Below are 21,842 nucleotides of genomic sequence, written 5' to 3'. Positions count from 1 at the left end.
TTGTAAAAACAAGGGGCTGATGGATACTAAAGGAATAACGCTCTAACGATGAAGAAATGCCCAATAAAATAACAGGCGCTGACAAGTCCTTTAGAAGCTGAAAATGAGAAGCGGAAGCGGTTGATTAGCCATATTGAGTAAGCGATTACTAACAATAATGAACCAATCATCACTGATAAGTTGTAATCATTGCTTAAGTAGAAGAATCTTTCGCCCGCAACCCAAAACATAGCAAAGGCGGCTAATAAAGTTAGAGAGGCAGGGATAGCTAATTTATCAAGCTTAGCCCAAACAATGACTAGAATGATAATGAAAGCAATAATAACGAATCCAAGTAAAGGAAGATAGAATGAGAGTTGGAGTGGCAGTAAAAAACTCACCATATAAAGTATGTAGCTTAAGAAAATCAAGGCAATGGATGGTAGTAAATACTTACCATCAAATATTCTTAAGATATCAGAAAGTAGTGTCGCTAATAATGCACCTACGATAAGGTAGCTATTAATATTGTGTTCGGGAACTTGCCATGCCCAAAGTAATAAAAGAAGTAGTGTGATAGGACGGAATAACCATCGTTGCCAATTAGGGCCTCGATATGCGGCATCGATATAAAGCCATCCGGAGAATAATACGGCGAGAAACGGCCAACTCATAATATCTTCCTTATATTCAGAACTGTTTTATTATTGATAGCAGAAAGTTTAATTTAAGAATAGCGGTTAATGACGAAACTGACGTACTTATTAAAATAATATCAGCACACAGTGTTGGGTCCATGTAACGATAGGAATTAGTGTAATGAATAAAGCGGCTATTTTAGGAATTGCAGTACTGATCATTATTATCGCATCAGCGACTTATCGTTTTTTTGAACAACGCAAACAGCGAATAAGTGATGATAATGCACCTGTAAAACTTTATATTGTTGAAGTGATTGATAAAAAAGAAATAGCGGCGAATGAACGACGTTCAAGAGAAAATGATGTCACTGGCCCAGAAATAACACATTATTATCAAGTCACCTTTCGTTTAACCACTGATGATCGTAAAGATTTGGTCTTGAATATTGATAAATCATCTTATCAAAATATCGAACCTGAAATGAAAGGGCGTTTATTTATGCAAGGCAGTCGTTTTGTACAGTTTGAAACAGATGTGCCAATCGATGAGCAAAATAATAAATAAGCGAAAGCGGTTATAAGATTGGCAACCTCTGGGGTAGGTGGGTAACCCCAGATAATTGCGAAGATATATGAAGATTACAGCTATTGTTTCGTTTTATTTTTCTGTTTTTCTTCGTATTCTTTTCGTAATTCTTTTTGTATTTTTAAAAGCTCAAAGATCCCAAAGAAAAAAATGCGAAATTGTAATGCCGTTGACGGTTTTTGATCTTTAGGTTGCCCTGCTTTATACATGACAATTTGTAATCCATGCATAATCACCATGAAAATTAATGCAATATCCATAAAGTATTTTAGAGGCTTAGGAAATGGAGAAATAATATTTAAAAGCAGAAAGCCCCAAACGCCGACCATTAAAAATCGGCCAAAAAAGATTAACATAACAACTCCATAAAAAATTAAGCAGATAAACTGCGAATATAAAGACGATACGCAACTTGTCCTGCGATCTTCTCTCTATGCAATGTCCAATGGATTGGCAGTGTATAAGTCTGTGCTTTAACTTCTTCCTCAATATAAATATAGCAATCTTGCGCTAACCAGCCGTTATTTTCTAATAATTGGACAGTGTCAGACAACATGCCTTTATGAAAAGGAGGATCTAAGAAAACGACATTATAAGGCGTGCCTTGCTTTGCGAGAAAGGATAATGCGCTGTCTTGAATAACCTGTCCATTATCAGCATTAAGTAAGGCTAAATTTGCACTAATTTGTTGAGCAACAGGACGTTCATATTCAATAAAGGTCGTTTCACGAGCATAGCGAGAAAGGGCTTCAATTCCTAAACCACCGCTTCCAGCAAAACAGTCGAGGCAACGGGCATCTTGGATAACAGGCATTAGCCAATTAAAGAGCGTTTCTTTCACTCTATCTGTTGTTGGTCGTAATCCTTGGCTATCAAGAACAGGAAGTTTACGACCACGCCATTTACCCCCAATTATTCTAATTTGTCCCATTGGGGCTTTTTGTGGTTTTTTGGCCATATTATTTTGATTTATATCGTTTAAACGTGATTTCTGGAGTGTTTTTTTGAATAAGGGATCAGTGTCTCTTGATATCTTGATGACTTCCCTTGATTTAATACGGAATAATTTACCATAAAATTCGTATAAAAGATGCGTTTATCCATGATCAAATGATAGACTTCATTATTATTTTCAATATCGTCAATGTAATCGCGCCATGATTTAGTGCGAGGAGTTTAGTAGCTAATGGCAAAAGAAAAAAAAGGTTTTTTCTCGTGGCTCGGTTTTGGGCGTAACAAAGAAGAAAATATTGAGCAAGAGAAAGAGCATCAACGCTTAGAAGAAGAGCGTTTAGAACAAGAACGTTTGGCAAAAGATGCCCAAGAAGAAGCTGCTTGCCAAGCACAGTTAGAAGCGGAACAAGAGCGCTTAGAAGCGCAACGTCAAGAAGCAGCACGTTTAGAGCAGGAACGTCTGGCACAAGAAGCTGAAGCTCAACGCCTTGCGCAAGAAGAGGCCCAGCGCCAAGCGGAACTTAAAGCAGAGCAGGAACGTTTAGAGCAGGAACGCGCAGAGCAGGAACGTCTGGCACAAGAAGCTGAAGCCCAACGCCTTGCGCAAGAAGAAGCCCAGCGCCAAGCGGAACTTAAAGCAGAGCAGGAACGTTTAGAAGCGCAACGCGCAGAGCAGGAACGTCTGGCACAAGAAGCTGAAGCCCAACGCCTTGCGCAAGAAGAAGCCCAGCGCCAAGCGGAACTTAAAGCAGAGCAGGAACGTTTAGAAGCGCAACGCGCAGAGCAGGAACGTCTGGCACAAGAAGCTGAAGCTCAACGCCTTGCGCAAGAAGAGGCCCAGCGCCAAGCGGAACTTAAAGCAGAGCAAGCACGTTTAGAAGCGCAACGCGCAGAGCAGGAACGTCTGGTACAAGAAGCTGAAGTCCAACGCCTTGCGCAAGAAGAAGCCCAGCGCCAAGCGGAACTTAAAGCAGAGCAGGAACGTTTAGAAGCGCAACGCGCAGAGCAGGAACGTCTGGCACAAGAAGCTGAAGCTCAACGCCTTGCGCAAGAAGAAGCCCAGCGCCAAGCGGAACTTAAAGCAGAGCAGGAACGTTTAGAAGCGCAACGCGCAGAGCAGGAACGTCTGGCACAAGAAGCCGAAGCTCAACGCCTTGCGCAAGAAGAGGAAAACGAACGTCTCGCTATTGCGCAAGCAGAAGCTGAAGATATTGAAGCTTTACGTGAAGAAGTGCTAGCAGATAAAGTTGTTGAACAAGAAAAACCTAAGAGAGAAGGTTTCTTTAGTCGACTGAAAAAAGGTTTACTGAAAACTCGCCAGAATTTAGGTTCAGGATTTATTGGCCTATTTCGTGGTAAGAAAATTGATGATGAGCTTTTTGAAGAGTTAGAAGAGCAACTCTTAATTGCTGATGTGGGAATGGAAACCACGACTAAAATCATCACCAGCCTGACCAAACACGCAACACATAAAGATCTTAAAGATGCTGAAGCCCTTTACGGCAAATTACGTGAAGAGATGGGCGAGATCTTAACGAAAGTTGATAAGCCATTAAATATTGAAGGTAAAAAACCTTTTGTTATTTTGATGGTCGGAGTTAATGGTGTGGGTAAAACAACTACAATCGGAAAATTAGCGCGACAATACCAAGCTGAGGGTAAATCGGTCATGTTAGCGGCAGGTGATACCTTCCGTGCTGCTGCTGTTGAGCAGTTACAAGTTTGGGGAGAGCGCAATAATATTCCTGTTGTCGCACAACATACAGGCGCTGATCCTGCATCTGTGATTTTTGATGCAATTCAATCAGCACAGGCAAAAGGTGTCGATGTTCTTATTGCTGATACCGCAGGACGATTGCAGAATAAATCCCATTTAATGGAAGAGCTGAAAAAAATCGTTCGTGTTATGAAGAAATTAGACGAAGAAGCGCCACATGAAGTGATGCTGACGTTAGATGCAAGTACCGGACAAAATGCAGTGAGCCAGGCTAAACTCTTTAATGAAACAGTTGGGCTAACTGGATTAACATTGACTAAACTCGATGGTACAGCAAAAGGGGGCGTTATCTTCTCCATTGCTGATCAGTTTAGTATTCCTATCCGTTATATCGGGGTAGGTGAAGGAATTGAAGATCTACGTCCGTTTAAGGCCGACGATTTTATTGAGGCTCTGTTTGCCCGCGAGGAGTAGTTTTAATGATCCGCTTCGAACACGTCAGCAAGGCTTATTTAGGTGGAAGACAAGCATTGCAGGGAGTTGATTTTCATCTTCGCCCTGGTGAAATGGCTTTTTTAACAGGTCACTCTGGTGCCGGTAAAAGTACATTGCTTAAATTAATTTGTGGAATAGAACGACCCAGTGATGGTGCTATTTGGTTTGCTGGCCATGATATCAGTAGACTAAAAAATAGTGAGATCCCTTTTCTGCGTCGTCAAATTGGGATGATCTTTCAAGATCACCACTTATTGATGGACAGAACGGTTTATGACAACGTTTCTCTTCCCCTGATTATTGCTGGCGCAAGTGAAGAAGATATTCGGCGCAGAGTTTCAGCTGCTTTAGATAAAGTAGGGCTTTTGGATAAAGCCAAAAATTATCCTATTCAACTCTCTGGTGGTGAACAACAACGTGTCGGTATTGCGCGCGCGGTTGTGAATAAACCGACTGTTTTACTCGCAGATGAACCAACAGGTAACCTTGATGGTGAGCTTTCAGAAGGCATTATGCGTCTTTTTGAAGAGTTCAATCGTGTTGGCGTAACCGTGTTAATGGCGACACACGATATGTCGCTGATAGAACGCAGAAATTATCGCATTCTTACATTAGGGCAAGGCAGAATGGTGGGAGGACAAAATGGCTAAAGCAAAAAGTTCCCGTAAATCAAAGCCAACGCCAAGTGCAAAAACCAAGGCGCTAAAAGGGGGAAGACGCGAACAGTGGCGTTATGCATGGCGTAACACGATGGCAGATTTTTTACGTCAGCCGCTCTCCTCTTTTTTAACGGTAATGGTTGTTGCTATTTCTCTCACCTTGCCTAGCATCTTTTATATTGTGTGGAAGAATGTTTCAACTGCGGCAGAACAATGGTATCCAACACCGCAGTTAACCGTTTATCTTGATAAATCTCTTGATGATTCATTAGCTGAAGCCACAATCAAGAAGATAGAAGCTTTAGATAAAGTTGAGAATGTTAACTATCTTTCACGACAAGATTCACTAGTGGAATTTCGTTCTTGGTCTGGTTTTAGTAGTGCGTTAGATATGTTAGAAGAGAATCCATTACCTGCGGTTGCGATTGTGACACCAGTTACGGAGCCTAGTGATAAACAATTGATGGTGAATTTGCGTGATACAGTAGCGAAAATACCCGGTGTTGATGAAGTAAGAATGGATGATAGCTGGTTTACTCGGCTTTCAACGTTAACTTCATTAGTTGGGCAAATTGCTTTGGTCATTGGTACATTGATGGTTGTTGCCCTGTTGCTGGTAATTGGTAACAGTGTGCGCCTCAATATTTTCAGTCGACGCGATACCATTAATGTGATGAAGCTAATTGGTGCAACCGACGGTTTTATTATGCGTCCTTTCCTTAATTGGGGATTGATCCTTGGTTTTATTGGTGCCGTATTCGCCCTAATTTTTTCAGCTTTACTGGTGTGGAAACTCTCAGATGTGGTGACTCAAGCGGCGACCGTGTTTGGAACGTCATTTTCCATCTCAGGATTAGGCTTTGATGAATCTATCATTCTTATTCTTGTTGCTATGATAATTGGCTGGCTGGCTGCATGGTTGACGACAATGCAACATTTGCGTCAATTCACACCCGAATAATATTTTATCATCTTTTTCCCTTTTTATTACGGCAGGTTGCATTATTATCGCAACCTTGCCATGTTATCACACCACTATCTTTGGCATAATAATGTTCTACACTTAATCTATACTAATTAAATTCTGTTTTTAATAGATGAATTTGTGGTTTGCTTGGTAAAGTACAAAGATATGTAAACATAGATGCGATATGAACCTTTAGTCTTTATGCTGGTCAAATTACGTTGTAAAACATAATATCTACCTCCGACTATGACCTGTTAAGTGCTATTATAAGGTTCTTCCTACTCGCCATACAGTATTAATATTAATTATCTATTTGATTTTCATGAGGATTTGAATGACAAAAGAAATGCAATCCTTAGCATTGGTTCCGCAAGGCAGCATTGAAGCGTATATACGTGCAGCCAATTCCTATCCGATGTTAACGGCAGAGGAAGAAAAGGAGCTCGCTGAACGGCTGCATTACGAGGGTGATTTGGATGCAGCAAGAACGCTTATCCTTTCACATCTGCGCTTCGTTATTCATGTTGCTCGCAGCTATTCTGGCTATGGCCTACCCCAAGCCGATCTTATCCAAGAAGGTAATATTGGTCTGATGAAAGCGGTTCGCCGTTTTAACCCAGAAGTGGGTGTTCGACTAGTCTCTTTTGCCGTACATTGGATCAAAGCAGAAATTCATGAATATGTGCTACGTAACTGGCGTATCGTGAAAGTCGCGACCACTAAATCTCAACGTAAACTGTTTTTTAATCTGCGAAAAAATAAAAAGCGTTTAGGTTGGTTTAATCAAGATGAAGTGGAATTAGTCGCAAGAGAATTGGGTGTGTCAGAAAGTGATGTCCGAGAAATGGAATCACGAATGTCAGCACAAGATATGGCATTTGATATGACTGCTGATGATAGTGATGATTCACATCCTATTGCTCCAGTACTTTTCTTAGAAGATAAGTCTTCAGACTTTGCCGACGGCATTGAGGAAGATAACTGGGATAATCATGCAGCAGATAAACTGACGTCAGCAATTGAAACTCTTGATGAACGTAGCCAAGATATTATTCGTGCCCGCTGGCTAGATGATGATAACAAATCGACATTGCAAGATTTGGCGACAAAATATGGTGTATCTGCTGAGCGTGTTCGCCAATTAGAAAAAAATGCGATGAAGAAATTGCGTTTAGCGATTGAAGATTAATCACATTTCAGACCATGTACACGCTCTCATAAAGTAGAGTATGTTATAAAAGCGATATGAAAATATCGCTTTTTTATTGCCCGGAGAATATAACGTGAAAATAGTTATCGCCCCTGATTCATTTAAAGAAAGCTTAAGTGCGAAAGAAGTTGCAACAGCGATAAAACAGGGGTTTTCACGCTATTTGCCAGATGCGCAATACTATTGCATTCCTATGGCTGATGGAGGAGAAGGTACAGTCACTTCATTGATTGATGCAACTCAAGGGCGATTAATTACTACACCAGTTTGCTCACCTTTAGGTAAACAAGTGACAGCAACGTGGGGTATCTTAGGCGATAACACCACTGCCGTGATTGAAATGGCACAAGCGTCTGGTCTTCATCTTATTCCAGCCTCTCAACGTGATCCCAATTTAACGACCAGCTATGGTACGGGTGAATTAATTAATGCCGCACTTGAGATGGGTGTTAAAAAAATCATTTTAGGATTAGGGGGAAGTGCCACCAATGACGCTGGTGCTGGCATGATGCAAGCACTTGGTCTTGGTCTTAAAGATAAATTAGGCTCCTCTTTGCCTTTTGGTGGGCAGGCATTAACACTGCTCCATTCTATTGATATCACAACGCTTAACCCTAAACTGAAGCAAGTCGAGATAGAAATTGCTTGTGATGTAACAAATCCGTTGTGTGGAGAAAAAGGGGCATCAGCTATTTTTGGTCCTCAAAAAGGCGCGACCAAAGATGATATTGCGCAACTTGATAAAGCCTTACGTCATTTTGGTACCTATCTTGAGAAAATGACGCAACGCAATCTTATTAATATTGCAGGAAGTGGTGCCGCGGGCGGGTTGGCGCTACCGTTACTTGCCTTTACGCAAGCAACGCTTTCGCCGGGAGTTGAACTGGTTGCTAAAGCGGTTGAACTAGAAAAATATTTTATTGATGCTGATTTAGTTATCACTGGAGAAGGCCGAATGGATAGCCAATCGGCGCAAGGTAAAACACCGACAGGCGTTGCTAAATTGGCAAAAAAATACCACCTTCCTGTTATTGCGTTGGTCGGTGGTTATTTACCTGACTATGATGTGGTTCATCAGCAGGGTATTGATGCCGTTTTCTCTATTGTACCGGGCGTTTCTACACTGGATGATGCACTTCATAATGCGCAAAAGAATCTTAGTGAAACGGCTTACAACGTGGCTAGACTTTATACTACTTGTCAAATATTGAGAACATAGAGATCAGATTGTGGCGATGGGCTAAATTGATGGTGTACTAAAAAAGCGTGTGCAACATCATATCCATTTTCTTCTGCGGATAAGCTTATTGCCTGCCAATGGCAAATATCAGGATAGGCAGATAAACATTGTGTCAGTAAATAATGCCCAACACCGCGACGACGAGTTACTTCTCTGACCATAAAATCAGTAATAACCGCTTTTTTATCTGATAATTTAACCCAGCAAGCCGCTAATAATCGCTCATTAAATCTCGCCACAAAGAGTACATTCTCGTTGTTTATCTCATTTGTTAGAGCTGATTGATAACGTGGATCTTGCCAAATTTTGCCTAAATCAATACGGTCTTGTTCAGAGAGCTGTGCCAGTTTTTCAATGGTTAATTTCATTAGATATCCTGTTAGTTTGCAGTTTGTTTTTTTTCTTTTAATGAAGACATTAAGGTCTTAATGGTGAAACACAATGCCAAACTCGTTAAGATCACACAAGAATAAAAGACATGCTCATAGTTATTGTCAGTCACAAAATAGACCGAAATTATAGGGCCAGCCGCCATTCCACAATAACGAATAAAGTTATAAATCCCCATTGCAGTTGCCCTCATTGAGCCAAACTGACTTGCTAATAATGTAGTGTGCGTTGGCATGGTTAAGCCTAAAGAAAGCCCGTATAACACAGTTAAGCCAAGCATGACAGGTAATGAGATTTGCCAAAAGAGTGCAAATAACGTCAACATAGTCAGGTTGATACAAGAGGTAATAATCACACCATATTCAGCGCTAAATAGATGGCAAATTCTACGGTAAAGATAGCTACCTAAGACAAGTGCTATCGACATAGGCATATATAATCCACCTATTTCAGTGCTGTTAAGTTGATAGAGATGAAAGGCAATTAAGGGTAAGAAAACCAGTAGACAAAAATAGTTATAAAACACCATAAAACTCATGACAAATACAGATTTACCCTCAGGTGCTATAAGCACTTGTTGCATCGCTGATAAGCTTTTAAAGGTTTCCTTTTGTTCCGGACGTGTTTCAGGTAAATAAAAGAGATGTGTGATCAGTAATAGGATACCGATAACAGCCAAGAAAATAAAAATACCTTGATATTGATAATGTTGTGCTAAATATCCACCTAATAAAGGGCCACAAGCTGGTGCTAGTGCTAATAGCATTTGATACGATCCCATTGCTTTTGCGCGATCGTTTCCTTGGTAAAGATCGCCAAGAATAGTTGCTGCAACTACGGGAATGGCTGCAATACCGATAGCTTGGATCACACGCCAAAAAATCAATAAGCCAATAGAGTCAGACCAAACACAACCCAATGCACCCACAATAGAAATGGCTAATCCACTGAGTAAAATTGGCTTTCTTCCCCATTTATCAATCAATGAACCATAAAATAGTTGCATAACAGCCATAGCAAAAGTAAATGCAGATACCGTCAGATTAACCAGTGATAACGTGGTATTAAATTGCTGCTGTATCAAGGGAAGTACAGGGGTATAAATATTTTGTGCTAAAGAGCCTAATAGTGCGCTAAAGCAAATGAGATAAAACAAACTGCGGATTGATAATTTCATGATATAGTCTCTCTTTATCTATTTTGTTTCCATGGAAACAAAATAGATAATAGCGACATTTTGATTGTTGTAAATACTTTTGGTACTATTTTTTAAAATATTTTTTCCAAGGAAACAAAATGACAAAAGAGAATGTAACAACACAAGACTTGTTAAAAGGGTTAAGTGATTTCTTGCATCTTAAAGATGAACATGTCAATGAGGAGCATAAAAAAGTATTAGAAGAGAAGGGGTTAGAGAATTATTCACTCACAGAATTGCATGTTATTCATTGTATTGGTGAGGAGAGCATGAGAAATCTAACGACTATCAGTGAATATATGACAATGACTCGAGGAGCGGTCTCAAAAATTTGTAGTCGATTACAAAAAAAAGGTGCGATTGAAAAAATAAAATTGGCAGACAATCAAAAAGAGATCTTTTTTATTTTAACCGATCAAGGAGAGCAGCTTTTTCATGCACATGGGGTACTACATCAACAATCTCAAGCAAAATGGTCTGCATTGTTTGAACAATATGATCAGCAGGAAAGGCAAGCAATTAAACGTTTTTTTGCCGATGTTGTGGATCGTTTTCGTCATTCATAACCGATAAGCCTGAAAAGAAAACCCCCATATCATGAGATATAGGGGCAAGGTCATTATTTTTTATCTGCAGCGATGCGATTACGGATATTATCAGCACGCTCTTTTGATGGTGGGTGAGAATCAAACATACTTGAATCACCACCCCCTAATTTAGCGAGCTTCTCAAAGCCTGTAACCAACCCTGCTGTATTAACGCCACGTTTTGTTAGCAGATCATAAGAGAAATTATCTGCTTCAGTTTCTTGATGTTGTGAGAATTGAGCATTAATTAATTTCTGACCCATTTCAGCTAATTGTGAGCTGCTTAATTGTGCTGCAACGCCACCCGCTGATGCTGCTGCCGTACGTGCAGCAACTGTTGCGTGAGCAACTTGAATTGCTTTACGGGTATGGCCTAAAGCAACATGACCCATTTCATGACCTAAAACGCCTTCAACTTCGTTATCTGTCATCATGTCCATTAAACCACTATAAACACGAACACAACCGTTAGCCATAGCCCATGCGTTCACATCTTTAGTCATGTATACTTTGTAATTTACCGGAGTGCCATTAACTTCATTACCTAACGCTTTAGCGATATTATTCAAACGTTTGGTGTAAGTGCTATTGGCTGGAGCGACTTTATTTTGGGCATCCATTTCTTTACATGCATCATTTGTTAGTGCTTTGATATCATCATCGCTTAATGTTGCAGCTTGGAAAAGTTGGGTTCCTGATTTAGTCAGCATATCGGTATTGAGGTTTTGACAACCTGAGAGTAGTGCTGCTGATACCATCACTGTAGCAAGTAATTTAATTTTCATTTTTTAATTAAGTCCTTTTCTGCTTGGCAGTTTATATAAGTGCAGATCAAATTCGAGCAGAAGAATAACAGTGCTTATCTATTGGCGCAATATAGGTATTTTATGAAAAAATATATCTCCATATATGTTTTTTTCTTTCCTCAGTAAAAATGTATTATTATTTCTTTCCTTAACATGAGGAAAAAACGGATTAATAAATTTAACTTGTTTAAAATTAAGATAATTAATTGGTAGGTTAAGTTTAAAAAGATAAGTTTTGTTGGTTAAATATTATATAAAACATTTAATTATACTTATTTTAAGTGTAAGTAATGTTATTTTTTATTTATTTGGAACAATATCAAAAGAACGCGGTATTTAGTACGGATTTTTATTTGTTTAATTCTGACAAAGTTTATATTTTTGATATTTATTGCTTTGTTTTAAATAAATAGCGATGCTCAACACATCGCTATTCAGATTAAACTGAAAATGAAAAAAACGATATCAATATCTTATGAAACCATTAATTCACTGATGATCATAAAAGGGCGATTAATACGTTTTCCTGTTTGCTCATCAAAGAAATGTAGGTTTTCCGGATGAATAGTAAGACCTATTTTGTGACCAATATTCACACCATGATCGTTCGGCGCGCGAATAACAACAGGTTGTTTTTGTTTATCACAGGTTGTGGCATAAATTAAAACATCAGCACCTAATGCTTCAATAAATTCAACATCAACATGGAACATAGGATGCTGGTGGCTAATGAGTAAATGCTCAGGGCGTAAACCTAATTTAATCGCTTGATAAGGAAGGTGCTGAGATGAAACAGCAATGTGCCCATCAGCGACTTCAATTACACCATGATTAATGGAAGTTTCTAAAATATTCATTGCAGGAGAACCCATAAAGGTAGCCACAAACACGGAAGCCGGGCTTTCATAAATATCTAACGGTGTGCCTACTTGTTCTATATTTCCTTGATTTAGCACCACCAACTTATCGGCTAATGTCATGGCTTCAACTTGATCGTGTGTAACGTAGATCGACGTTGTGGAGAGTTTTCGTTGTAGCTTTTTTATCTCAAGGCGCATTTGTACACGTAATTTTGCATCAAGGTTAGAGAGTGGCTCATCAAATAAAAAGACTTTAGGTTTACGGACAATGGCTCTGCCCATTGCCACACGTTGTCGTTGCCCACCTGATAGCTCTTTAGGTTTTCTATCAAGTAAGTGGCTGATTTCCAGCATTTGAGCTGCATTTGTGACAAGTTCTTCAATCTTTGCTTTTGGTGTTTTTCGATTACGCAAACCATATGCCATGTTGTTATAAACCGACATATGGGGATAAAGAGCGTAGTTTTGAAAAACCATGGCGATATCACGCTCACTGGGTTCGTGTTCATTAACACGCAAATTATCAATAAGTAAATCACCTTGTGTAATGGTTTCTAATCCCGCAATCATTCGCAGTAATGTCGATTTACCACAACCGCTAGGGCCGACTAATACCACCATTTCGCCTTGCTCAATAGAAAGATTTAATTTTGAAATGGCTTGATGACCATTTGGGTAACGCTTTTCTAAATCAGTGAGAGTGACGGTTGTCATGTTATTTCTCCGTATCAATAAAGCCTTTTACAAAGGCTCTTTGCATCAGAATGACGATAAAGACAGGAGGCAACATCGCAATTAATGTGGTTGCCATAATTTTATTCCATTCAATAACACCATCGGAAACCGCAACCATCTGTTTAATACCCATCACAATAGTGTAATAGTGGGTATCTGTCGTGATAAGCATTGGCCAAAGATATTGGTTCCAGCCATAAATAAATGTGATAACAAACAAGGCGGCTATATTGGTACGTGAAAGAGGAAGTAAGATGGTGAAAAAGAATCTTATCGGGCCTGCGCCATCAATTTTGGCTGCTTCAATAAGCTCCGGGGTAATAGTAAGAAAGAATTGTCGAAATAAAAAAGTAGCGGTAGCGCTGGCAATTAATGGAATGGTTAATCCTGCATAAGAGTTCAGCATATTAAGGTTAGTAACAACCTCAAATGTCGGCATAATACGAACTTCAACGGGCAGCATTAATGTAAAAAAGATGGTCCAAAAGGCAAGCATACGGCCTGGAAAGCGAAAGAATACAACCGCATAGGCTGATAAAATTGAAATGATTAATTTTCCGATAGTGATAACTATCGCCATGATTAATGAATTCAACAACATACTGTTAATTGAGATCGCACTATTTTGTGTTGTACCCACTTGTGACAATAGGGTTTTAAAAATAGTGAAACCTTCAGTGCCGAACCAAAGCGGCGATCCTGTGGCAAATTCGGTATTTTGATGTGTTGTAGCAACAAGCGCTATCCATACAGGAAATGCGACAGAAAGAATGCCAACAATGAGGATCAAGTGGCAAAAAGCGTGAAATAAAGGTCTGCGTTCAACCATCAGTAAGCCACCTTTTTCTCAACATAACGAAATTGAATAATGGTTAATATCGCGACGATAAACATTAAAATAACGGATTGTGCAGCAGAGGAGCCTAAATCTAATCCCACAAAACCATCGTTATAGACCTTATAAACCAGCGTTGATGTACTACTGCCTGGGCCACCTTGTGTCATGGCATGGATAATCGCGAATGTATCAAAAAAGGCATAAGCAAAATTCACGACCAGTAAGAAAAAAGTGGTCGGTGAAATAAGCGGAAAGCTTATTGTTATAAAGCGTTTAATAGGTCCACTGCCATCAATAGCGGCTGCTTCTAATAGTGATTTAGGTACAGATTGCAAGGCTGCGAGGAAAAACAGAAAGTTATAACTCACTTGTTTCCATGTCGCCGTTAGAATCACCATCCACATAGCATGATGGGTATTCAGTACCGGATCCCAATTAATGCCTATCTGTTTTAATAATTGGCTTAATACACCAATCGTAGGATCAAGCATAAATAACCAAAGAAAACCCGCGATAACTGGCGCAATGGCATAGGGTGAAATTAAGATTGTGCGATAAAACAGTTTGCCTCGTAAAATTTGCTCGGCAATGCCGGCCAAAACAAGTGCAGATAACATAGAGAGAAAGACAACACTGGTGCTAAAAATCAATGTGGTGATTAAACTGTCAAAATAGTAACTATTGCTAAATAAACGCTGAAAGTTTTCGAGACCAACAAACTCGCTACTCAGGCCAAACGCATCTTCTAATTGAAATGACTGAAAGAAAGCTTGCCCAGCAGGCCAAATAAAAAAGATAAGTGTGATAGCCAGTTGAGGAAAAATCAGCGCTAGAGGTAACCATTTTTGTTTAAAATAAATGGATTGAGAAGCCATACAGTATCCAGTAAATCGATAAAAACAGAAGGCGAGCACTTGGCTCGCCTAATATAAATGATTATTATTGAGTACGTTCAAAGCGGCGTAATTGCTCATTTCCACGTGTGACAGCATTATCCAATGCAGCTTGAGCACTCTGTTTTCCTGACCATACTTTTTCTAACTCTTCATCAACAATTTCGCGTGTTTGTAAGAAATTACCAAAGCGTAATCCTTTAGAGTTTGCAGTCGGTTCTGAGGTTGTCATTTGTAATATTGCGGTGTCAGCCCCTGGATTTTGCTGATAAAAGCCTTGTTGTTGCGTCAATGCGTAAGCGGCTTTAGTAACAGGAAGATAACCGGTAGCTTGGTGCCAATCAGCTTGTACTTCAGGGCTTGAAAGATAAGTGAAGAATTTCGCCACACCGTTATATTCCGCATCTGGACGCCCTGACATAACCCATAAAGACGCACCACCAATAATGGTGTTAGCGGGTTTTTGTACCAGCGTATCGTCATAAGGTAATTGGCTAACACCAATATCAATGCCTTTCATATTCTCTTTAATACCAGCAAAACCGGCGGATGATTCCATCACCATGGCGCACTCTTGAGTATAAAATAGAGGCATTGAATCGGATTGGCGCCCACCATATTTGAAAATACCTGATTTAGACCAATCTGCCATTTGTTGAATATGAGCCACGAAAGGGGCCTTATTAAATAGAAACGTCGTATCTAAGCCATCAAAACCATTATTGTTTGTCGCAATAGGTAAATTATTACGTGCCCCAAAGTTTTCTATTTGAGTCCATGATTGCCATGTGGTGGTAAATCCACATTTCACTCCAGAATCGAGCAGTTTCTGAGATACAGCTTCCATCTCTTTCCATGTTTTAGGCGGTTGCTCTATACCTGCTTTTTTAAATAGAACCTTGTTGTAATAAAGCACGGGGGTTGAGCTATTAAAGGGCAGTGACATCATTTTGCCATCGCTGGTGGTGTAATAGCCCGTCACGGTAGAGAGATAACTATTAGGATCAAAAGGCTCGTTAGTTTTTTCCATTAATTGATAAACCGGAAAAACGGCTTTTTTAGCGCCCATCATGCTGGCTGTACCGACTTCAAAGACTTGCACAATAGCAGGTTGGTTTTTAGCACGAAACGAGGCTACTGCACTGGTCATCGTTTCAGCATAAGTGCCTTTATAAACAGGCTTTATCTCATATTCAGATTGGCTTGCATTAAAATCAGAGGCGATTTGATTAACTTTCTGACCGAGCGCACCTCCCATTGCATGCCACCATTCAATTTGTGTTTTTGCGTGTGTAGGAGAAGTAAATAACGCCATTGCAACAGCAAGACCTGTTATTGATTTTATCGACATGCAGAATTTCCTTTTTAATCGAAAGTTAAAGGTGCAATCTAATCTGCGAATTACCCTAAATGTTGTTTATGACAAAGGGGTGACAATTAAATGAAGATATATTGATGGTATGACTGTCAAATTGCTGTCATAAATGGTTGTCATGATGTCGGCACAAATGAAAAGGAGAGAGAAATGAAGATAGCTGCTCACCGAGGTTTTTCTGGAAAAGCCCCTGAAAATACATTGGCTGCGTTTAAAATGGCAATTGATTTCGGGTGCGAATGGATTGAAACGGATGTGCAATTAACCGCGGATCATGTTCCTGTGCTTATTCATGATAAAACAGTTAATCGTTGCACAAATGGGCAAGGTGCTGTGCGTTTTCATACCTTAGATGATTTGCATCGTCTTGATGCGGGAAGTTGGTTTAGCTCACTCTATCAAGGTGAGAAAATTCCTTCTTTAAGACAAGGATTGCAGCTAATTAAGCGTTCAGGAACAAAGCTTAATATTGAGTTGAAGACATGGCCTGATGATGATGTTGAGCGTTTATGTTTAGCGGTTTCTGATATGATAAAAAGTGCAGATATTCCGAATGAGCAAATTTTATTTTCTTCTTTTGATACGCATGCACTTACTGTTATGAAACGATTCCTGCCTTTTATTCGCAGAGGCCAATTATGGGATGAGATCCCTGATAATGCGTTAGAAACACTAAAAGCGATTGATGGTTTTAGTGTGCATTGTAATTACAAGTATCTTACACAAGAACAAGCACAGTTGTTAAAACAGGCAGGCTATGAAATTTATTGTTATACCCCGAATAATCCTGAAGAAGTGAAAGATTTTGAGCAATGGGGTGTTGATATGCTAATTACCGATATGCCTGATGTTTATCAACCGGATATTTATGATGTAGCAAAATGAAAAAGAACTAACCATTCCGCTTATTGTATTGAATAAGGTGTTATCGATATGTTTGATGACGCCTTTCCTCCTTTTCCTTTCGTATTTTAAGAGAAACGTTGAGTAATAGATGTTTTATTTACATTCTCTGCTATCATCCTGCGCAATTAATGAATAGATATTGTTCAACACGATAATGTTTATCTCATTAAAAATAAAAATGGGGAAAATGGTTAGCGATATGGCGACCTTATTAACCCAACCTCTAAGAGTAGAGGTGAGTTATTTCTACTTTAATTGCCAATAATATCATTGAGAGTGAAACATGAAAGAACTCGTTGTTGTTGCCATTGGAGGCAACAGTATTATTAAAGACAATGCAAGCCAGTCTATCGCTCATCAAGAACAAGCAGTACAAGAGGTTGCAGCCCATATTAGTGACATGGTGGCTGAAGGGTATAATATTGTTTTAACTCATGGTAACGGGCCACAAGTAGGGCTTGATTTACGCCGTGCGGAAGTTGCACATGTACAAGAAGGTTTACCATTAACACCATTAGCCAACTGTGTCGCAGATACACAAGGGGGTATTGGTTATTTAATACAACAAGCGTTGACCAATAAGCTTCGTGTTCAACACAATAAACAAGCAATTACCCTTATTACACAAGTTGAAGTAGATAAAAACGATCCCAACTTTGTTTCCCCAACAAAACCTATTGGTGCATTTTTCTCTGAACAAGAGATGGCACAATTAAAGCAAGAAAACCCTCAATGGCATTTTGTTGAAGACGCTGGTCGTGGTTATCGTCGAGTTGTTGCCTCTCCTGTTCCACAGCATGTAATTGAATCTAATGCAATTAAATCATTGTCAGAATGTGGCTATGTTGTTATTGCTGTCGGAGGCGGTGGCATTCCGGTCATTAAAAATGAGCAAGGTAATTACCAAAGTGTTGATGCCGTTATTGATAAAGATCTGTCATCAACGTTACTGGCAAAAGAATTACATGCAGATATTCTGATTATTACAACAGGGGTTGAAAAAGTCTGTATTCATTTCGGCAAGCCAGAACAAAAAGCGTTAGGTGAAACCTCTGTGACAGAAATGACACAATATATGCATGAGGGGCATTTTCCTCCAGGCAGTATGCTTCCTAAAATCGAAGCGAGTTTGTCATTTTTAGCTGCGGGTGGAAAAAGAGTGATTATCACAACGCCAGAAAAACTGGCTTCAGCCTTAAAAGGTGAAACAGGAACACATATCGTTGCTTAATCATCTTCATAAGTAGTGTTCGATTATTATCATTGTTCAGCGCCTTATTTGTAAAAAGTAAGGCGCTTATTTTATGTGTATATTTTTATGATGATTAAATAGAATGATTGGCGGGATAGGCTTTTGCGTAATGGCGAGGGTTTAATCGTGCAAATAATCCTATCGTAATAATCACTAAAATGGCATGAAATGCCCATGCATAAGTAAAGCTTCCATCAGGTTGGCGTAATAGCACAGCAACTAATGGGCCAAAAGCGGCAATAATAAAGCCACCACCTTGCATTAAGGCTGACAGAGCACCCGCTTGCGCTGGATCTGGAATATGATCAAGCGCGACAATCATCATCATGGAAAAACATCCTCCTAAGCCACAGCCTAAGAAAATACTCCAAAGATAAGGCGCACTCATGGGGATTGTCATGATTGCGGCAAAACCGATAAATTGGCTTATTAATGTTATTGTAAGCCAAAAACGCCTGTCGTGATTTTTAGCCGCTAAGAAAGGAATAATCAACGCGGCAGAAGCTTGAAAAAGGGAAAGGATAGCGACTAGAGAGCCACTTTGGGCGCTTGGCATTCCTAACGATTGATAGAAAGGTGCTAGCCATGTTACCACTGAAGCATATCCTGCATTAACACAACCAAACCCTAAGATAAGTAACCCTGTTCTAGGACGCCAGATTAAGGTATTGAGTGATATTTTATTGGCAGAGGTGGCGCTATTTTTAATAGAAAAAAGAATAGCAACAAATGCAAAACCAGCAGGAAGCGCAAACCATGCTAAAGCATTTTGCCAATGACCATCAGGGGCGGTGAGAATAGGGGAAAGTTGAGCACCTAGTGCGCCTCCTCCCATTAACATGGCGGAATATAGCCCCATCATGATAGGCGTTCGGTTTCCAAACCATCCTTTAATAATGCCAGGAAATACCGCTTGAATATAAGCGACACTTAAACCGCAGAAGAGGGCGGTCAATAATAGCTGATTGCCATCAGAAACATAAGCTCGAGAAAATGAGCCAATAAGAAGCATCAACATTGCGACTAACAGTCCTTTACGTACTTGAATGTAAGACTGTAAGAAAGGAACGACTAATGCCCCTACTCCCATTAAAAGCATTGGTAATAGTGTGAGTAATGAGACTTGGCTATAACTCATTCCTGTTGAGGCAATAATATTGTCAATAACAGGGCCAGGGCCAGTTAAGAAGGGGCGTAAGTTTATCCCCACTAGAATAATAGTGAGGATAATCTGCCATGTTTTTTTTCGTGGTAAGGCAGTCATTGTCATTCCCTGATAAAAATAAATATTACCTACTTTATGGACAATGTTGATATAAACAGATGAGGGATTTTATATCAACATAAATATCATTAGGTATTTTAATTAATCATCACACTATTTAAGAGATGTATTTTAATTTCCACTGTTTAATCTGACTTTTGGGATTAATTAATACAAACTCATAATGTTCAAAATGAGAAAGTACCTTTTTAAATTCCAGAGTTGCTTTATCTAAATCCCACGATTTAGGGAAATAAAAGCCATCAAAAGAAATATTTTCTAATCTTGCAATAAATTGATGAATAAATTCATCAAATCCCCCATAAGTTAGTGCGATTTTACCAGTCCAATCAATATTAAAAGTATTATTGGATTGGCGTTGGAAAGTGATTTGATGATTTGTACATGCATCATGACCTAATAAGTAAATACTGAAAGCGGGGACTTCTGCTCTTTCTTCATCCTCATCGGTATCACTATCGATTTGAGGGGCAATATCAACATTAAATTGATGATTAATAAAGTTATCAAAATCAAACGGTGTATTTCCTGTACTGAGCAAAATACCTTGGTCGTCAGACCAATAAGTTGAGGAGAGTGTACAGCAGTGATAATTATCCCAAACGATTTGAGCTTGCCAGTGTGTAAGGCTGGTATATTCTTCCTCATCATCTAATTCATCTTCATCTATATCATCAAGATAATCCTCACCTTCACTTAAATAGTAACTGTTACTTCTAAGGTGCAGATCAAACCAAAGTTGACCGTGCTTATCTAATCGACCAGACCAGATAAACTCTTTGATTGCATGAGGTTTAGGATAAGCACTATCAATAAATGTAATGGTACGTACTGGTATGGTCATGGTTTATTTTCTTTTTAATATAGGTTTGTTTACTAGGGTAATAGATTGATAACTATCAGCATGATTATGATAAAAGTGATACTCACTCTAAAATACCATACATTACACGGTGTAATAGAACTCAAATAAGTGAGATAGTGATGTTAACGGCATTAAATCAGCAACTACCTATTCCTTCTGCAATACATGAAAATGGAAAAGAAGAGAAATGGCCATTAATTGATAACAAATATGCCTTTCCCAACGATTATATTGCGTTTATCACCCAATATGGATCAGGTCAGATAGCTGATTTTATAACGTTATTTAATCCCTTTAGCAAAAATGAGTACATTAATTTTTTTCAGCAAAAAGAGTGGATACTTGAAGATTTCGATTCATTAATCAATGAAGATCCTGATTACTATCCTTTTGTTCTATATCCAAAATGTAATGGGCTTTTACCCATTGGTGTTACTGATAATGGTGATACGCTTTTTTGGGTTGTTTTATCAGAAAATAGTGAGCTTTGGACAATGGCTATTATTCCATCTAGAGGATCAGAGATAGAATTTATTGCAGAAAATCTGACTGGATTTTTAGAGGGAGTATTATCAAAACGAATACGTTGCCAGTCATTTCCTGAGGGATTCCCATTAGAAAAATGATATTTAGCCCAGAAGTTTGATGAGTTATTTTCCTATGGGGAGTTGAGTCACAAAATAGGAAGTAGCAAGTCCTATAAAGATAGATATGCTAAAGCTAATCAGTGTACCTAACATGACATATTCTGTTAGCTTTTTATCTTGATCGTTTTGTAATTCACCAAATCTAAATATTGATTTAGCTGCTAATAGAAAGCCAATCGCTGTAAATTGATTTAAAAGAATAAAAGTTAAGATTAGAGTTCTTTCTAAATAACCAATTGATTTACCAGCTGAAATTAAAGTAGACCCCTCTTCTACAATAGGTGTCCATTTTTTCAGCAACATATAAATAAGAATGGAGACAGGTTTCCAAATAATGATATAGGAAAAAATAAATATCATATACTTGTAATTAATTTCTTTGAAACTTAACTTAACAAAAATCTGTGTATTTTCATTAATAAGAATTAACCATAAAAGTGTAATTATTAAGAAATGAAATACTTGATCGGTAATAAACCATTTTAGAGAATTATCAGTATAAGATTTTGCGAGATCGAATAAATAATGAGTGATAAATATAATAAGACTGTAAACCAAAATAGCATTGAAATTGACTTTTGCCATTAAGATCAGAACGATAAATGTGATCCCACCTTGTAGTAATGAATGAAAGTAAAGCTCTTTAGATTTGTAGTGAAGTGAATTCCGCGCTTCTATCCAGCTTTTAGGTTGCAAATAAAAATCAAAAATAATATGAGCAAGGTAAAGAGAAATAAGAAGCGTGAAATTGTACATA

At 38.8% G+C, this 21,842-nt stretch carries 23 protein-coding genes; 10 read left to right on the top strand and 13 right to left on the bottom strand.

Annotated elements, in window-relative coordinates:
- Positions 1 to 26: 26 nt before the first annotated feature.
- Positions 27 to 653, bottom strand: a complete 627-nt coding sequence (locus DK861_RS04880; RefSeq protein ID WP_109397891.1) for a lysoplasmalogenase family protein — start codon at positions 651 to 653, stop codon at positions 27 to 29.
- A gap of 145 nt (positions 654 to 798) precedes the next feature.
- Here DK861_RS04880 and DK861_RS04875 point away from each other — a divergent pair, with 145 nt between their 5' ends.
- Positions 799 to 1,185, top strand: a complete 387-nt coding sequence (locus DK861_RS04875) for a DUF2500 domain-containing protein (protein WP_204101245.1) — start codon at positions 799 to 801, stop codon at positions 1,183 to 1,185.
- A gap of 80 nt (positions 1,186 to 1,265) precedes the next feature.
- On the opposite strand, the gene DK861_RS04870 is transcribed toward DK861_RS04875, so the two are convergent.
- Positions 1,266 to 1,562 (bottom strand): DUF1145 family protein, encoded by a 297-nt coding sequence (locus DK861_RS04870; protein WP_072063811.1) that lies wholly within the window; start codon positions 1,560 to 1,562, stop codon positions 1,266 to 1,268.
- 17 nt (positions 1,563 to 1,579) lie between these two features.
- A complete protein-coding gene (gene rsmD, locus DK861_RS04865) occupies positions 1,580 to 2,164 on the bottom strand; it encodes a 16S rRNA (guanine(966)-N(2))-methyltransferase (RefSeq protein WP_109399382.1) in 585 nt (194 codons plus the stop codon).
- Positions 2,165 to 2,392: 228 nt separating this feature from the next.
- Here rsmD and ftsY point away from each other — a divergent pair, with 228 nt between their 5' ends.
- The 5 genes from ftsY to DK861_RS04840 all read left to right on the top strand — a co-directional run bounded on the left by ftsY (position 2,393) and on the right by DK861_RS04840 (position 8,427).
- Complete coding sequence (gene ftsY / locus DK861_RS04860) at positions 2,393 to 4,351, top strand: signal recognition particle-docking protein FtsY (RefSeq protein WP_109399381.1); 1,959 nt, start codon at positions 2,393 to 2,395, stop codon at positions 4,349 to 4,351.
- Between the two features lie 5 nt (positions 4,352 to 4,356).
- A complete protein-coding gene (ftsE, locus tag DK861_RS04855) occupies positions 4,357 to 5,022 on the top strand; it encodes a cell division ATP-binding protein FtsE (protein WP_023583735.1) in 666 nt (221 codons plus the stop codon).
- On the top strand, positions 5,015 to 5,992 hold the full coding sequence (gene ftsX, locus DK861_RS04850) for a permease-like cell division protein FtsX (protein WP_109399380.1): 978 nt from the start codon (positions 5,015 to 5,017) through the stop codon (positions 5,990 to 5,992). The genes ftsE and ftsX overlap by 8 nt, the downstream gene beginning before the upstream one ends.
- Positions 5,993 to 6,332: 340 nt before the next feature.
- A complete protein-coding gene (gene rpoH, locus DK861_RS04845; protein ID WP_072063808.1) occupies positions 6,333 to 7,187 on the top strand; it encodes an RNA polymerase sigma factor RpoH in 855 nt (284 codons plus the stop codon).
- 94 nt (positions 7,188 to 7,281) lie between these two features.
- Positions 7,282 to 8,427, top strand: coding sequence for a glycerate kinase (locus DK861_RS04840; protein ID WP_109399379.1), 1,146 nt, complete (start codon positions 7,282 to 7,284; stop codon positions 8,425 to 8,427).
- On the opposite strand, the gene panM is transcribed toward DK861_RS04840, so the two are convergent.
- Positions 8,409 to 8,816, bottom strand: a complete 408-nt coding sequence (panM, locus tag DK861_RS04835; RefSeq protein WP_109399378.1) for an aspartate 1-decarboxylase autocleavage activator PanM — start codon at positions 8,814 to 8,816, stop codon at positions 8,409 to 8,411. The two genes, DK861_RS04840 and panM, sit on opposite strands and share 19 nt — an antisense overlap.
- Positions 8,817 to 8,827: 11 nt before the next feature.
- Positions 8,828 to 10,015, bottom strand: a complete 1,188-nt coding sequence (locus DK861_RS04830) for an MFS transporter (RefSeq protein WP_109399377.1) — start codon at positions 10,013 to 10,015, stop codon at positions 8,828 to 8,830.
- A gap of 119 nt (positions 10,016 to 10,134) precedes the next feature.
- Here DK861_RS04830 and DK861_RS04825 point away from each other — a divergent pair, with 119 nt between their 5' ends.
- The gene (locus DK861_RS04825) at positions 10,135 to 10,602 is read left to right on the top strand and encodes a MarR family transcriptional regulator (protein ID WP_109399376.1); all 468 of its coding nucleotides are present in this window, start codon (positions 10,135 to 10,137) and stop codon (positions 10,600 to 10,602) included.
- A 53-nt stretch (positions 10,603 to 10,655) separates the two neighbouring features.
- Here the strand turns inward: DK861_RS04825 and DK861_RS04820 are convergent, their stop codons facing one another.
- From DK861_RS04820 to ugpB, 5 genes are all read right to left on the bottom strand, one after another.
- Positions 10,656 to 11,408 carry a M48 family metalloprotease gene (locus DK861_RS04820; protein WP_006535402.1) on the bottom strand — a complete coding sequence of 251 codons (753 nt, stop codon included), beginning with the start codon at positions 11,406 to 11,408 and terminating at the stop codon, positions 10,656 to 10,658.
- 494 nt (positions 11,409 to 11,902) lie between these two features.
- The gene (locus tag DK861_RS04815) at positions 11,903 to 13,003 is read right to left on the bottom strand and encodes a sn-glycerol-3-phosphate import ATP-binding protein UgpC (RefSeq protein ID WP_006535401.1); all 1,101 of its coding nucleotides are present in this window, start codon (positions 13,001 to 13,003) and stop codon (positions 11,903 to 11,905) included.
- A 1-nt stretch (position 13,004) separates the two neighbouring features.
- Complete coding sequence (gene ugpE / locus DK861_RS04810; protein WP_109399375.1) at positions 13,005 to 13,853, bottom strand: sn-glycerol-3-phosphate ABC transporter permease UgpE; 849 nt, start codon at positions 13,851 to 13,853, stop codon at positions 13,005 to 13,007.
- A complete protein-coding gene (gene ugpA, locus DK861_RS04805) occupies positions 13,853 to 14,737 on the bottom strand; it encodes a sn-glycerol-3-phosphate ABC transporter permease UgpA (protein WP_006535398.1) in 885 nt (294 codons plus the stop codon). Before ugpA ends, ugpE begins: the two co-directional genes overlap by 1 nt.
- Positions 14,738 to 14,801: 64 nt before the next feature.
- Positions 14,802 to 16,106, bottom strand: coding sequence for a sn-glycerol-3-phosphate ABC transporter substrate-binding protein UgpB (gene ugpB / locus DK861_RS04800; protein ID WP_109399374.1), 1,305 nt, complete (start codon positions 16,104 to 16,106; stop codon positions 14,802 to 14,804).
- A 174-nt stretch (positions 16,107 to 16,280) separates the two neighbouring features.
- On the opposite strand from ugpB, the gene DK861_RS04795 reads away from it, so the two are divergent.
- Together DK861_RS04795 and DK861_RS04790 are read left to right on the top strand one after the other, a co-directional pair.
- Positions 16,281 to 17,015 (top strand): glycerophosphodiester phosphodiesterase family protein, encoded by a 735-nt coding sequence (locus tag DK861_RS04795; protein ID WP_109399373.1) that lies wholly within the window; start codon positions 16,281 to 16,283, stop codon positions 17,013 to 17,015.
- Positions 17,016 to 17,319: 304 nt separating this feature from the next.
- Entirely contained in the window at positions 17,320 to 18,267 is a 948-nt protein-coding gene (locus tag DK861_RS04790; RefSeq protein WP_109399372.1) for a carbamate kinase family protein, read from the top strand.
- A gap of 94 nt (positions 18,268 to 18,361) precedes the next feature.
- Here the strand turns inward: DK861_RS04790 and DK861_RS04785 are convergent, their stop codons facing one another.
- Entirely contained in the window at positions 18,362 to 19,552 is a 1,191-nt protein-coding gene (locus DK861_RS04785; protein ID WP_109399371.1) for a cyanate transporter, read from the bottom strand.
- A 118-nt stretch (positions 19,553 to 19,670) separates the two neighbouring features.
- Entirely contained in the window at positions 19,671 to 20,417 is a 747-nt protein-coding gene (locus DK861_RS04780; RefSeq protein WP_109399370.1) for a hypothetical protein, read from the bottom strand.
- A gap of 140 nt (positions 20,418 to 20,557) precedes the next feature.
- On the opposite strand from DK861_RS04780, the gene DK861_RS04775 reads away from it, so the two are divergent.
- Complete coding sequence (locus DK861_RS04775; protein WP_202611782.1) at positions 20,558 to 21,064, top strand: SMI1/KNR4 family protein; 507 nt, start codon at positions 20,558 to 20,560, stop codon at positions 21,062 to 21,064.
- Positions 21,065 to 21,088: 24 nt separating this feature from the next.
- Here the strand turns inward: DK861_RS04775 and DK861_RS04770 are convergent, their stop codons facing one another.
- Positions 21,089 to 21,841: a DUF3307 domain-containing protein gene (locus tag DK861_RS04770; RefSeq protein ID WP_109399369.1), complete on the bottom strand. Its 753-nt coding sequence runs from the start codon at positions 21,839 to 21,841 to the stop codon at positions 21,089 to 21,091.
- Between the last annotated feature and the right edge of the window lies 1 nt (position 21,842).

It is taken from the genome of Proteus sp. TJ1640 (genome assembly GCF_003144445.1).
In the GTDB taxonomy this organism is placed as follows: Bacteria; Pseudomonadota; Gammaproteobacteria; order Enterobacterales; family Enterobacteriaceae; genus Proteus; species Proteus penneri.
This window is presented reverse-complemented; position numbering and strand designations above follow the sequence as displayed.